The organism is Flavobacterium sp. (assembly GCF_017744675.1).
In the GTDB taxonomy this organism is placed as follows: Bacteria; Bacteroidota; Bacteroidia; order Flavobacteriales; family Flavobacteriaceae; genus Flavobacterium.
The window spans coordinates 736,517-749,833 of sequence record NZ_JAGIAV010000001.1 but is presented as its reverse complement, the minus strand read 5'-3'; the positions used below and the strand labels follow the sequence as shown (position 1 = coordinate 749,833).

The 13,317-nt window shown below is 33.1% G+C and carries 10 protein-coding genes; 6 read left to right on the top strand and 4 right to left on the bottom strand.

The features are described 5' to 3' along the window. Nucleotides 1-121 precede the first annotated feature (121 nt). The 4 genes from J7574_RS03300 (at nt 122) to J7574_RS03285 (ending at nt 3,552) form a co-directional block, all read left to right on the top strand. Nucleotides 122-1,198, top strand: a complete 1,077-nt coding sequence (locus J7574_RS03300) for a serine hydrolase (protein WP_290964179.1) — start codon at nt 122-124, stop codon at nt 1,196-1,198. A gap of 153 nt (nt 1,199-1,351) precedes the next feature. Continuing rightward, nucleotides 1,352-2,251 (top strand): LD-carboxypeptidase, encoded by a 900-nt coding sequence (locus tag J7574_RS03295; RefSeq protein WP_290964177.1) that lies wholly within the window; start codon nt 1,352-1,354, stop codon nt 2,249-2,251. Between the two features lie 153 nt (nt 2,252-2,404). Then, nucleotides 2,405-2,776 (top strand): YraN family protein, encoded by a 372-nt coding sequence (locus J7574_RS03290; protein ID WP_290964174.1) that lies wholly within the window; start codon nt 2,405-2,407, stop codon nt 2,774-2,776. 119 nt (nt 2,777-2,895) lie between these two features. Then, nucleotides 2,896-3,552, top strand: coding sequence for a hypothetical protein (locus J7574_RS03285; protein WP_008466087.1), 657 nt, complete (start codon nt 2,896-2,898; stop codon nt 3,550-3,552). 475 nt (nt 3,553-4,027) lie between these two features. On the opposite strand, the gene J7574_RS03280 is transcribed toward J7574_RS03285, so the two are convergent. The 3 genes from J7574_RS03280 to J7574_RS03270 all read right to left on the bottom strand — a co-directional run bounded on the left by J7574_RS03280 (nt 4,028) and on the right by J7574_RS03270 (nt 8,725). Continuing rightward, nucleotides 4,028-4,582: a DUF5683 domain-containing protein gene (locus tag J7574_RS03280; protein ID WP_290964169.1), complete on the bottom strand. Its 555-nt coding sequence runs from the start codon at nt 4,580-4,582 to the stop codon at nt 4,028-4,030. Nucleotides 4,583-4,740: 158 nt separating this feature from the next. Next, nucleotides 4,741-8,106, bottom strand: a complete 3,366-nt coding sequence (mfd, locus tag J7574_RS03275) for a transcription-repair coupling factor (RefSeq protein ID WP_290964166.1) — start codon at nt 8,104-8,106, stop codon at nt 4,741-4,743. Continuing rightward, nucleotides 8,099-8,725, bottom strand: a complete 627-nt coding sequence (locus J7574_RS03270; RefSeq protein ID WP_290964163.1) for a hypothetical protein — start codon at nt 8,723-8,725, stop codon at nt 8,099-8,101. Before J7574_RS03270 ends, mfd begins: the two co-directional genes overlap by 8 nt. A 313-nt stretch (nt 8,726-9,038) precedes the next feature. On the opposite strand from J7574_RS03270, the gene J7574_RS03265 reads away from it, so the two are divergent. Then, nucleotides 9,039-9,977 (top strand): L-threonine 3-dehydrogenase, encoded by a 939-nt coding sequence (locus J7574_RS03265; RefSeq protein ID WP_290964160.1) that lies wholly within the window; start codon nt 9,039-9,041, stop codon nt 9,975-9,977. Nucleotides 9,978-10,167: 190 nt separating this feature from the next. Beyond that, nucleotides 10,168-11,373: a DUF418 domain-containing protein gene (locus tag J7574_RS03260; protein WP_290964157.1), complete on the top strand. Its 1,206-nt coding sequence runs from the start codon at nt 10,168-10,170 to the stop codon at nt 11,371-11,373. A 60-nt stretch (nt 11,374-11,433) separates the two neighbouring features. On the opposite strand, the gene J7574_RS03255 is transcribed toward J7574_RS03260, so the two are convergent. Further along, entirely contained in the window at nt 11,434-13,314 is a 1,881-nt protein-coding gene (locus J7574_RS03255; RefSeq protein WP_290964154.1) for a M1 family metallopeptidase, read from the bottom strand. Between the last annotated feature and the right edge of the window lie 3 nt (nt 13,315-13,317).

Genomic DNA, 13,317 nt, shown 5'->3' with positions numbered 1-13,317 from the left:
ATTTAAAAAAGCAAATCTACTTAAAATTTGTAAGTTTTTTACCCTTTAATATTTTTAAAATATTACATTTGTTTCTAATAAAAGTCTTGTACCTTGTTGAAAAAATCTCATCATTTCTAACATGAAAAAAATACTGTTTCTTACTTTCTTCTTGAGCTTTCTAAACCCATTTTACGGACAAGAAAATAGTTCTCGAGCAGAAGAAATAAGAAAACAATATAAAATTCCAGAACTTGCCTATGCCGTTGTTTCTTCAGATTCTATTTTTGAAATTCAAGCATTGGGTTTTAAGCGTCTTAACTCTTCATTTAAAGCAAATATTAGCGACAAATTTCGTTTAGGATCTATAACAAAAACTATAACAAGTTATATCGCGACAACTTTAGTTAGAGAAGGAAAAATAAAATGGGATACCAAATTCTTTGATTTATATCCGGAGCTAAAAGCAGAAAGTAATCCAGAGATTTATAATGTAACCTTGCAAGATTTCTTAACATTTAGAGCACCGATTCCAACGTGGTCTTATGGAAATGAAACTCCAAATCAAAAGGAAATAAAAGGAAACAATCAGGAACAGCGTTACGAATTTATAGCTTGGTTTTTTAAACAAAAGCAAATTATTAAAGAGAAAAAAGATTGGTACGGTTCCAATCCGAGTTATGTGGCTGCAGGATTGATGCTTGAAAAAGCAACAGGAAAAAGCTATGAAACTTTAGTAAAAGATTTGGGTAAAGGCCTCAATATTGACTTTGGTTTTGGACAGCCAAATTTTACGGATATAAATCAGACGTGGGGACATGATGAAGAATTAAAGCCCGAAAAACCAGCTTTAAATTACAAACTAAACTGGCTTTCTTCAGCAGGAAATGTAAATTGTAGTTTGCCTGATTATTGCAAATTTACGCAGATGCAACTTAAAGGATTATTAGGAAAATCAAAATTACTGACTGCCGAAGAATTTAATTACATGCATTTTGGTTTTCCAGAATTTTCTTTTGGATGGTATTCTGAAATAAACGAAAATTCGGGTTTAAAATATTCTTTTCACTGCGGAAATCCAGGAACTTTTTTAACCAAAGTGTATATTTGCAAAGACATCAATAAGGCTTTTATACTATTTGCTAATGTGCAATCTGAAGAAGCCGATAAAGGCCTAATGTTGCTTTTGGCCGAATTGCAACAGCAATATGGAGGTTAAATGACAAAGCCTAAAAAATTAATTTTATAAATTTAAGCAAAAGAAAAAATGAATAAAAACTGCTTTCACTATATAAAGAGACATTTTGTCTTTTGTAAACTCGCATTTCTTATTTTTGCTTTACAATCATTCAACTGTCAATCTCAACAAAACATGATAACACCGCCTTATTTACAAAAAGGAGATACTGTAGCGCTTTTAGCAACTGCCAGAAAAAATATCGACGACAATTTAAAACCAACAATCGATTTATTGCACAGCTGGGGCTTAGAAGCGGTAATTGGATCTACGATTGGATTAGATTATAATCAATTGGCTGGAACAGACGAACAGAGAGCTGCCGATTTTCAAAAGCAGTTGGACAATCCAAATGTTAAAGCGATTTGGTGCGTACGAGGCGGATATGGAACTGTTAGAATGTTAGATTTACTGGATTTCACCAAATTCAAGCAGCATCCAAAATGGGTTATCGGCTTTAGCGATGTAACCGTTCTACACAATCATTTGAACACGATGGGTTACAAATCTATTCATGGTATTATGCCTGTAACGGTTTCTAGAGCAACCCCAGAAGCTGTAAGTTCATTAAAAGCAGCTTTATTTGATGAGCCTATTTCGTACTCGATTAGTCCAACTCCTATGAATCGTTTAGGAAGCGCAACAGGAGAACTTGTTGGCGGTAATTTATCTATCTTATATAGTCTACTTGGATCTCCATCGGCAATTGACTGCAAGGATAAAATTTTATTTATAGAAGATTTAGACGAATATTTGTATCATATTGACCGTATGATGATGAATTTAAAACGAAATGGATGTATCGAAAATCTAAAAGGAATTATCATCGGAGGTATGACAAGCATGAAGGACAATGAAGTTCCGTGGGGAAAAAATGCTTTGGAAATTGTTGATGATGTAACCAAAAAATACAATATTCCAGTAATTTTCAATTTCCCAGCTGGCCATATTAGAGATAACAGAGCTTTAATTATGGGAAATACCGTTACTATAGAAGTTACCGATTCTGGAAGTACGGTTACTTTTAAAAAATAGCACTACTCTATTCCTTGTTTAAGGAAATCTAACAATACCACATAAAATCTCGTAAAGACGCGAAGTCGCAAAGTTTTAAATATTCTTTGTGCCTTCGCGTCTTTGCATGCAAAAAACTGAAACGTGAAACTTAAAACTTGAAACAAAAAGAAAATGGCAGAACATAATGATTTAGGAAAGCTTGGCGAAGATCTCGCAGCATCGTATCTTGAAGAAAATGGCTATACCATTCGAGACCGAAACTATGTTTTTCAGAAAGCTGAAATAGATATAATTGCACAAAAAGAATCTATTTTAGTGATAGTGGAAGTAAAGACACGTTCGAGTTTAGATTTCGGTTCTCCACAGGATTTTGTGAAACAGAAAAAAATTCAATTGCTTATAAAAGCAGTAAATGCCTACATAAACGATAGGGAAAAGGATTTTAAAGAAGATTTAGAAATCCGTTTTGACATTGTTGCGATCCATAAAAACGGGGAATCATTTGCAATTGAACATATTACCGATGCTTTTTATCACTTTTAACATATTTTTTTATTGTTATAATTGTAACAATTTGTTTTTTTATTTATATTTGCAAAGAATTATAACATCGCAATGTTAAATTAACTACCAACTCAACTGTTACCAAAAAAAAAAGAATTATGAAAACTGTTTCTTCTATTGTAGAAAACTACATTAAAACAAAACCATTTTTATTAAATGCTTTGTCGCTCGGAATTATTAACCTCACTTCACTTTCGCGAAATATTATGACCGAATTAGAAAGTGAATTTGGAAAAGAAGTAAAACAAGGCGCTGTTGTAATGTCTTTAAAACGACTCACGGAAGAATTAGATTTTAAATTGAACCACAAAATCAATAAAGTCATTAAGAATATTGGGGAAATCACCGTGCGTTCTGAACTTACAGATTACACGTTTGCAGCCTCTGAAACTGTTTTAAACAAACAAGCAGATTTAATTTCCGATATTAATGCTTTATCTGATATTTTTTATACCTCATCTCGTGGTGTAAACGAAACCAATATCGTTGTCAGCAGCAGTGTAAATCACTTAGTTGAAAAACACTTTATGAGAGAAAAATTAATCCAGAAATTAGATAATTTAGCTTCTATTACAGTAAAATTACCAAAAGAAAACATTGTTGTTCCTGGTATCTATTATTTCATTTTCCAACGTTTGGCTTGGGAAGGAATCATCATCAATGAAGTAATTTCGACTTCTAATGAATTTACTATTTTAGTTGGAGAAGATCAAGTTGATGTCGCTTTTAAAGTAATTAAAGACTTGAAAAACTAATTATATAAGAATCGATTTTGATTCTCCTTTGCACCCAAATCCTTTTATCTTTCCTGAAGATAGAAGGATTTGTTTTTTTATAGAATACAAACATTCATTTTTAAATAAGAATATTCGCAAAAGACAAATTCTTAAGGAAATTTATTTAGGAAAAGCGTCAATATGACACTTACTTGTAAAAAGCCACTTCACAATACACTTTACATCTTTTATATAAAAAACTAACAAAAAATCCGAATTAAGTTTTTTTAAATATAATTTATTACGAATAATATTTTTATATATTTGCTAACGCATCAAAAAAACAACACCTGTTTTTTGATAGTACACCAAAACAAAGAATGAATTAAATTATTTTGAAATAAGTTAATTTTAAGATTCAAATTGAATATTGCTTTTTCAAATTGACGATACAATTATCTAACCAAAACCACAATAATGCCATTAAAATCACTCTTCGGAGTGATTTTTTATTTTAAAATGTATAATTTAGGGCAAATCCAAAATTGTTTTTTGATGTTAGGTCATTGCTTATTAGCGAAGGTTTGAAAACTAAATTTTCACTTACATTAAACTGAGATAAAGCTGCATCGACATTGGCATCGATAATATTTAAAACATAAAAACCAACCATAAACAAGGCTGATAAATCCCGGTTTCTTTGATAGCCTTTTTGAGCTGTAATTAATTGGCTTTCGCTTAATCTTGCTAAAAATTCAGAATCGCTTTTTTTACCTTCAAGTCTGTTTTTGTATTCGTTTCTGTAAACATTGTAATTTTTCTGATTGTCGATATACAAATAGGCACTCGTACCAATTGCACCATAAACCAAAGGAAGTTTCCAGTACTTTTTATTGTAAATCTGACCTAAACCAGGCAAAACAGCAGAATAAAATGCCGCTTTTGCAGGTCGAAGCGGATCTATAGTTTCAGATTTTAAAGAATCTTTTAAAATGATTTTGCCTTTTCCTTGGGCGAAAATTGAAGTAAATCCAAGAAGTAAAAAAAGAACAAGAAGTTGATTTTGCATAAAGTTGGCTTTGAAAATTTTGATTCAAAGAAAACTTTTTAGTTCTAAGGTTTTTCCTAAATAAAAGGTAAATAAAACTTAATTTTTTTATTTTTTTTTCGCCACGAATTCACGAATTAAATTTTTTTTAATAATTTGTGAATTCGTGGCTATTATTTTTACTCCTCAAACAATTCCATTAACTCCAGTGCGCGTTTTATTGACTTCACATTCTCGAAAGTCAATAATAAACGTAATCCGTTTACGGTTTGTTTTTCTTTCATTTTGCAGAGATTGCTATGCTTTTGAACAAAATTTAAAACGTTTCTGAACTTCACTGATTGATAGTAATCAGATTGTTGATCGGATACGAAATAACCAATCATTTTGCCTTGTTTTAGGACTAATTTTTCAATTCCGACTTTAGTAGCAATCCATTTAATTCTGATGCTGTTTAATAAAGCAATAGCAGGTTTTGGCAATGGTCCGAAACGGTCGATTAGTTTTTTCTCGAATTCCTGTAAACCAGCTTCGTCTTTTATCGCGCCTAATTCGTTGTATAAAACCAAACGTTCCGAAACATTATTGATATATTCATCTGGGAATAATAACTCGAAATCGGCATCGATTTGAATATCTTTTACGTATTCTTTCGTATCAATATCATTTTCTTCAGGATACAAATCTTTGAATTCGTTTTCCTTCAATTCCTCAATCGCTTCGTTCATTATTTTTTGGTACGTATCAAAACCAATTTCATTAATGAAACCGCTTTGTTCTCCGCCTAATAAATCTCCTGCTCCACGAATCTCTAAATCTTTCATGGCAATGTTGAAACCACTTCCTAACTCGCTAAATTGCTCCAACGCCTGAATACGTTTTCTAGCATCTTCGGTCATTGATGAATATGGCGGACAAATGAAATAACAGAATGCTTTTTTATTGCTTCGACCTACTCGACCGCGCATTTGATGTAAATCTGATAATCCGAAATTATTGGCATTATTGATGAAAATCGTATTGGCATTTGGAACGTCCAATCCGCTTTCGATGATGGTGGTTGCGACCAAAACATCAAAATCTCCGTTCATAAAACCTAACATCAATTCTTCGAGTTTTGCACCGTCCATTTGTCCGTGACCAATTCCGACTCTTGAATTTGGAACCAAACGCTGAATCATTCCTGCCACTTCTTTTATATTTTCAATTCGGTTATTGATAAAGAAAACCTGTCCGTTTCGTTGAATTTCATACGAAATGGCATCACGGATAATCTCTTCATTAAAACCAACCACATTCGTTTCAATCGGATAACGGTTTGGCGGAGGCGTTGTAATTACCGATAAATCTCGAGCTGCCATTAATGAAAACTGTAAAGTTCTCGGAATTGGCGTTGCTGTCAACGTCAGTGTATCGACATTTGCTGCTATGGTTTTTAATTTATCTTTTACATTTACTCCAAACTTTTGTTCCTCATCAACAATCAATAAACCAAGATCTTTAAAAACCACATTTTTGTTTACCAATTGATGTGTTCCAATTACGATATCTAGTTTTCCTTCGGCTAGATCTTTTAACGTTTGTGCTTTTTGTTTCGCCGTTCTAAATCGGTTTAAATAACCAATTGAAACCGGCATATCTTTTAAACGTTCCGAAAAAGTTCTGTAATGCTGATATGCCAAAATGGTTGTCGGAACCAAAACGGCTACTTGTTTGCTATTGTCAACTGCTTTAAAAGCAGCACGAATTGCAACTTCCGTTTTACCAAAACCAACATCTCCACAAACCAAACGATCCATTGGACGATCGCTTTCCATATCGGCTTTTACTTCTGCTGTCGATTTCATTTGGTCTGGCGTATCTTCGTAAATAAACGAACTTTCTAATTCGTTTTGAAGATAACTGTCTGGCGCAAACTGAAAACCTTTTTCTAAACGACGTTTCGCATACAACTGAATCAAGTTGAACGCAATATGTTTGACGCGCGCTTTGGTTTTCTGTTTTAAAACCTTCCAAGCGTTCGAACCCAATTTATAGATTTTCGGAGGCGTACCGTCTTTTCCGTTGTATTTCGAGATTTTATGCAGCGAGTGGATACTCACATACACAATATCATTATCGGCATAAACTAACTTTATAGCCTCTTGCGTTTTGCCTTCCACCTGAATTTTCTGCAATCCACCAAACTTCCCGATTCCGTGATCGATATGCGTTACATAATCGCCTACAGAAAGTGCTGTTAATTCTTTTAAAGTGATATTCTGCTTTTTCGAATATCCGTTTTTGATGTTGAATTTATGATAACGCTCAAAAATCTGGTGATCGGTGTAAGCTGTTATTTGATTTTCTTCATCAATAAAACCTTGGTATAAAGGCAGTACAATAGTATGATATTGTTTTCTGATGTTTTCTGAATTGGCTTCATCCAAACTTTCAAAAATATCATGAAAACGTTTCGCCTGCGTATCATTCGAACAAAACAGATAATTTACATATCCGTTAAAATGATTATCGCTTAAATTATTCAGCAATAAATCAAATTGTTTGTTGAAGGATGGCTGCGGCTGAATATGGAATTCGAATTTTTTAGTTGTTTTATAAACAGGTCTTGAAGCCAATTCTACAACTGAAAAATCCAAAGATCTTTTTATAAACGACGCCTGATTTAAAAACAGTTGTTCTGGCGTGGCATGTTTTATCTCTTTCGACAATTTCTCAAAAGCTTCTTCTGCTCTTGCAAATTGTTTGTCCAACTGACTAAAAAGTCCTTCCGTATTTTGAATGAAAAGAACTGTTTTTTCGGCAATATAATCTAAGAAACTCTCACGGTTTTCCTGAAAAAGTTTGTTTTCAACATTCGGGATAATCGTGATTTTTTTATGTGTTTCTACAGATAATTGCGTTTCAACATCAAAAGTTCTGATGCTGTCTACTTCGTTTCCGAAAAATTCAATTCTATAAGGATGATCATTTGAGAAAGAAAAGACATCGACAATTCCTCCACGAACTGAAAATTCTCCAGGTTCTGTAATGAAATCTACTCTTTTGAATTCGTATTCGAACAAAACTTCGTTGATAAAATCAATCGAAATTTTATCGTTCAAAGCTACTTTTAACGTGTTTTTATCAAGTTCTCTCCTCGTAACTACTTTTTCAAAAAGTGCTTCTGGATAGGTAACAATTACAGCAGGTTTCTTTCTGGAATTAATTCTATTTAAAACCTCAGCTCGAAGTAGGACATTGGCATTGTCGGTTTCATCAATTTGATACGGACGACGGAATGACGCTGGATAAAACAATACATCCTGCTCACCAATCATCTGCTCCAAATCGTTTAGATAATAGGCCGCCTCTTCTTTGTTGTCTAAAACAATCAGAAAAGGCAATTCTGTTTTTCTGAAAACGGAACGTATAATAAATGAAACAGCAGATCCCAACAATCCGCTGATGTTCATTTTTACCTGATTCCCTTCCAGTAAACTTTTAGCAATCTGCTCTGCTTTTGGCAGATTATCGTATGTTGTATATAAGGCGTTTTTACTCAACTTTTGGTGCGTTTTGATCTATTTTTTGTATAGGAGCCACAGGTGCACTCGAACTAGGAATCGCGCGTGTCGTGTCTAACATTTTCAGAAAATCTGCTTCTCCTTCTTCTTTCGGAATTTTAGCTCTTTCGACAATTTTGTCCATTTGTCTTTCTAGAGAAATCAGCTCTTTATTGATTTCTTGTATCAAAAACACGACTTTATCATCTGGAATAGTGCTTAAATGAATAAACAAATCCAACATTCTAATTTTAGTAATTAAAATAGAAATTCGGCTTTTTATCTGTGGCTGATTAAACTGGGCTGGAATATTGTTGTTTAAAGCCATTGCTTTCCTCGAAATCGCAGCCGATTTTTTCTGAAATGCTCCTATGGTCTTTCTTGGCTTTTCGCCAATTTCTTTCATAAATTCACGCCACTCTGACCAAGAGTTCAATTGCGATTCTGAAATTTCATTAATTGGCTCATCTAGAAAAGTCCAGCCTTTATTTATATTATTAAAAATAGCTTCTTTCTTTTTCGCTTCTTTTGCATTTTCTGCAAGTCGTTTTTCATTTTCATTTTGGCAAGAAAATAATACAGTTGTCAGAAGCAGAAAAAGAGATATTTGATATTTCATTTATTAATAATGTTAGGCTGCAAAGTTACGAAGTAAATTTACAATTATGAATTCTGTTTTTATGCTAAAGATTCTATAAATCAAGGTTATTATTTTGATCATCTTTCATGTGAAATAAGACGTTATTTTTTCTTTTTTTTCGCCTTAAAAAGGAACTTTATTCTTAAAAATGAAAAGGCACAAAGACACACCCTTGTAAAAGTGAATAATCCAACAAACAAACTTTTAAATTATTGAATTAATAATTTATTCTTCAAAAAAGCGCATTTGATTACGAAAACGTTATATTTGTCTCTCTAAAAATCATGAAAAAATGAATCCAAAAATATTGATCATTGGCGCTTGCGGACAGATTGGAACAGAGCTGACTCAAAAGTTGCGCAAGATATACGGAACAGAAAACGTAATTGCTTCTGATATCCGAAAATTAAATACTGATGTTGTAAATTCAGGGCCTTTTGAAGTGGTCAATGCTTTAGATTTTAATCAGATCGAACATTTGGTAGAAGTGCATAAAATTACCGATGTTTATCTGATGGCAGCGCTTTTATCGGCAACTGCCGAAAAAAATCCAGCTTTTGCTTGGGACTTAAATATGAATTCTCTTTTTCATGTCTTGAATTTAGCTAAAGCAAAAAAGATTCAGAAGATTTTCTGGCCTTCAAGTATTGCCGTTTTCGGACCAACAACTCCAAAAGAAAACACACCTCAATATACCGTAATGGAACCTTCTACAGTTTACGGAATCAGTAAACAAGCTGGAGAAAGATGGTGCGAGTATTATCATAATATTTATGGTGTTGATGTTCGCAGTATTCGTTATCCAGGTTTAATCAGCTGGTCGACTCCTCCAGGTGGCGGAACTACAGATTATGCTGTTGACATTTTCTACAAAGCGATTGCAGATAAAAAATACGAATGCTTCTTGTCGTCTGAAACTAAAATGCCAATGATGTACATGGATGATGCAATTGATGCCACAATTAATATCATGCAAGCTCCAGCCGAAGATATCAAAATACATTCTTCGTACAATTTGGCTGCAATGAGTTTTACACCAACAGAAATTGCTACTGAGATTAAAAAACATATTCCAGAATTTGAGATCACTTATAATCCAGATTTCCGTCAGAAAATTGCGGATAGCTGGCCAGCAAGTATTGACGATTCTTCTGCTAGAGAAGATTGGGGTTGGAATCATAAATTTGATTTAGAAACCATGACAAAAGATATGATTGAGCATTTGAGTTAAATCTCAAAAAAACAGAAAAAAGGCCTTGTTTAAAGTAAAATTAAATGAGGCTTTTTTATTTGAAATAAATTCAATTTTACCTTCCTCAACTTTATTATTTTCAAATTTGATTTATTTATATTTTTCTTACATTTGACTTCTTACAACCACTATTAAAGACCAAAAACATTAAAAAAAACAAACCAAACTTATGACAAATTCATTCCAACCAATTGAAGAGAATAAACGAACCGCAATTGTTGACATTTTAAGAGGCTGGGCGCTATTAGGAGTCGTAATTGGTAACTATGTCGATTTTAGATACATTGGTCTTGAGAAATGGATTGTAAAAAAAGGTATTTTTTCTCAGGTTATCAGTTATACTAATTTATATTTCTTTTCTGCAAAATCTTGGACTTTGTTAAGTATTTTGTTCGGATACGGATTTGCCGTTCTTATTAATAATGTGGCAGAAAAAGGCAAAAATCCTGTTTCTTTTTTTTGTTGGAGAATGTTTATTCTATTTCTTCTAGCTTTTATAAATTCTGCTTTTTGGCTTGGAGATATTTTAAAAGATTATGCCTTATTAGGACTATTTCTTTTATTGTTTTATAGAAGTTCGGCTAAAATCATTTTAATATCTTCTATTTTAATCTTCTTGGCTATTCCATTCATTAATGCTTACGTTAATACTTTTAAACAGGATTTGCCAGACGTTCAATCGACTGCGACTTTTTTAAAACTATTTTACTCTGGAAACTGGATTAGTTTCTTTCAATTTAATTTAATGGGCACTTACTTTCAGGAAATGATTAATCTACCTTATGCTGTTACTGTACATTTTGTGATGTTTGATTTGATGCTTTTTGGTTTTTATCTGCAAAAGATAAATTTCTTTAATCGCCTGCCTGAGTTCAAAAGACTTTTAAAACAAATTAGTATTGTATGCTTTATTCTGGCAATAATTTCTGGCGTTCTTTTTGAAATTGCCATCAATCAAAAATTTGTTTTTACGTATTTTCATCCCGTTTATTGGATCATTATCAATACTATGTTTTTTATCGCTTCAGGAATATGCCTTTTGTACACAAATGGAAAGCTCAAAACAATTTTTAATCTTTTCAGAGTTAGCGGTAAAATGACATTAAGCAACTATATGGCTCAAAATATTTTAGCAGCTTTTATCTTTTCGGGAATAGGTTTGAAAGTTTACAACAACCTGCCCTATTGGTTTTACTTTTTCCTTGCCATTTCAGTATTTATTGCTCAACTATTCATTAGTAAATGGTGGCTTTCTAAATTCAATTATGGACCAGTCGAATGGCTCTGGAGGGTATTAAGTTATAGAAAAATGTTTCCTCTTAAGAAAGAAAAAGTTTCAAATAACATAATTTCAAAAGTAGAGTCAACATTATAAAAATCAAAAAAGCCTCTGAAAACATTTTCAGAGGCTTTTCAATTGAGGTATATTTGAGAATTACTTCACTTCAAAAACATTATTGGTTTGTTTTACATCAGCCATTAATCCGCTTGGATCGATAGTGATTTTTTTGATTGACGTTTTGTTTTTGTCAATTGTAAAACTATAGTTTTGTTGCGCCCAAGTCCAGTCTTCCAAAACTGTTCTTTTCTCATTTGGATTTGGATTTGGCTTAATGAAATTCATCATTCTTAACGGAATGTAGAATGTTTCAGAAGTTCCGTCTGTGTAATCCACTTTTAAATCGATTGGCATTGGCATTCTTCCAATTCTTTCTAAAGAAATTGTTGTTTTTCCTGCGTTATCTACCACGTCTTTAATTCCGTAATCAATTGTATTAGTGGTTTGCGTCCAATCAATTAAATACCAATCTAACTCAGCCCCAGAAACTCTTTCTGCTGTTCTCTTGATATCGTTTGGAGTTGGATGTTTGAATTTGAAATCGTTGAAATATCTTTTTAAAGTTGCATCAACATTCTCTTTTCCAATTACATATTCTAATTGAGAAAGGAAAAGACTTCCTTTAATATAAGACGAAATACTGTATGGACGGTTTTCATCGTAACGATCTCCATGAGTAGTTTGTGGCTGTTCTTTTCCAGAATTTACTAAACTATAGTAAGCTTTGTAATTTCCTGCAAAAGGATTCGCTTCTTTTTTGTCTCCTTTTAATTCATTCAAAGCGCTATCTTCGATGTAAGTGGTAAAACCTTCGTCCATCCAAGGGTGTTTTGATTCGTTTGAAGCTAAAATATGCTGGAACCATGAGTGCCCTAATTCGTGAGTAGCTGTTCCTAGAATTCCTTCAAGAGTTCCGTTTCCTAACATTAAAGTACACATTGCATACTCCATTCCGCCATCTCCACCTTGAATAAATGAATATTGTTTGTATGGGTAAGCGCCAACTCTTTGGTTGTAATAATCCATTACTTTAACCATTAGAGGTTCTAACTGTTTCCAGTTTGCCGTTGTTTTTTCGTTGTTTTTGTAGAAGAAATGCAAATCAACATCATTTGGTCCTTTTACAATATCATGGTTGTATTCTTTATCAGCAGCCCATGTAAAATCGTGAACATTTGGTGCAATAAAATGCCATGTTAATGTTTTTGCTTTTTTAGGATATGTAACCGTTACACCAGCATCTTGGTAACCATGTCCGATAGAGTTTTTGTCTTGCAAATATCCAGAGCCACCAATTGTGTAGTCTTTATCGATTGTGATTTTTACATCAAAATTACCCCAAACTCCGTGAAATTCTCTCGCGATGTAAGGATCTGCGTGCCATCCTTCGAAATCAAACTCAGCTAATTTCGGATACCATTGTGACATAGAAAGCTCTACACCTTCAGAGTTATTTCTTCCAGAACGGCGAATTTGAACTGGAACTTGTCCATCAAAATCTAATGTGAAAGTCGTTTTAGAATTAGGCAAAATTGGCTTAGCCAAAGTAACTTCTAAGATTGTCCCTGAAACTCTAGTTTGAGCAACAGCACCATCTTGTTTGAAATTTGCGATCTTTAAATAGCCTATTTCGTTTGGTTTTAGAGTTTCAATACGGCTTTGCTTTACTTCTTTTCCGTCAGCTCCTTTAACTTTGCTTACCATTCTTCCGTCTGGATCTTTAATAAAATGAAGACGTGCATCCATTTCGCTTCCTGGCTGAAAAGCATTTGGATATAAATGATAGAATACTTTTTTTAGAGTGTCGGAAGAATTATTGGTATAAACCAATTCTTGTTTTCCTTTGTACTGATAGTTTTTTACATCCATCGAAACCTCCATTTTATAGTCAGCGTGCTGTTGCCAATATGGAGCGCTTTGTGCAAAAGCTGAGTTAAAGCCTAAGCTTAGGAAAGAAAGTAAAATAATTTTTCGCATGTT

What these genes read in the sequence shown, in the direction of transcription:
- J7574_RS03255 (WP_290964154.1), bottom strand. Translation starts at nt 13,314, where the DNA reads ATGCGAAAAATTATTTTACTTTCTTTCCTAAGCTTAGGCTTTAACTCA.
- J7574_RS03270 (WP_290964163.1), bottom strand. Translation starts at nt 8,725, where the DNA reads ATGAAATATCAAATATCTCTTTTTCTGCTTCTGACAACTGTATTATTT.
- J7574_RS03295 (WP_290964177.1), top strand. Translation starts at nt 1,352, where the DNA reads ATGATAACACCGCCTTATTTACAAAAAGGAGATACTGTAGCGCTTTTA.
- J7574_RS03260 (WP_290964157.1), top strand. Translation starts at nt 10,168, where the DNA reads ATGACAAATTCATTCCAACCAATTGAAGAGAATAAACGAACCGCAATT.
- J7574_RS03285 (WP_008466087.1), top strand. Translation starts at nt 2,896, where the DNA reads ATGAAAACTGTTTCTTCTATTGTAGAAAACTACATTAAAACAAAACCA.
- J7574_RS03280 (WP_290964169.1), bottom strand. Translation starts at nt 4,582, where the DNA reads ATGCAAAATCAACTTCTTGTTCTTTTTTTACTTCTTGGATTTACTTCA.
- J7574_RS03290 (WP_290964174.1), top strand. Translation starts at nt 2,405, where the DNA reads ATGGCAGAACATAATGATTTAGGAAAGCTTGGCGAAGATCTCGCAGCA.
- J7574_RS03265 (WP_290964160.1), top strand. Translation starts at nt 9,039, where the DNA reads ATGAATCCAAAAATATTGATCATTGGCGCTTGCGGACAGATTGGAACA.
- J7574_RS03300 (WP_290964179.1), top strand. Translation starts at nt 122, where the DNA reads ATGAAAAAAATACTGTTTCTTACTTTCTTCTTGAGCTTTCTAAACCCA.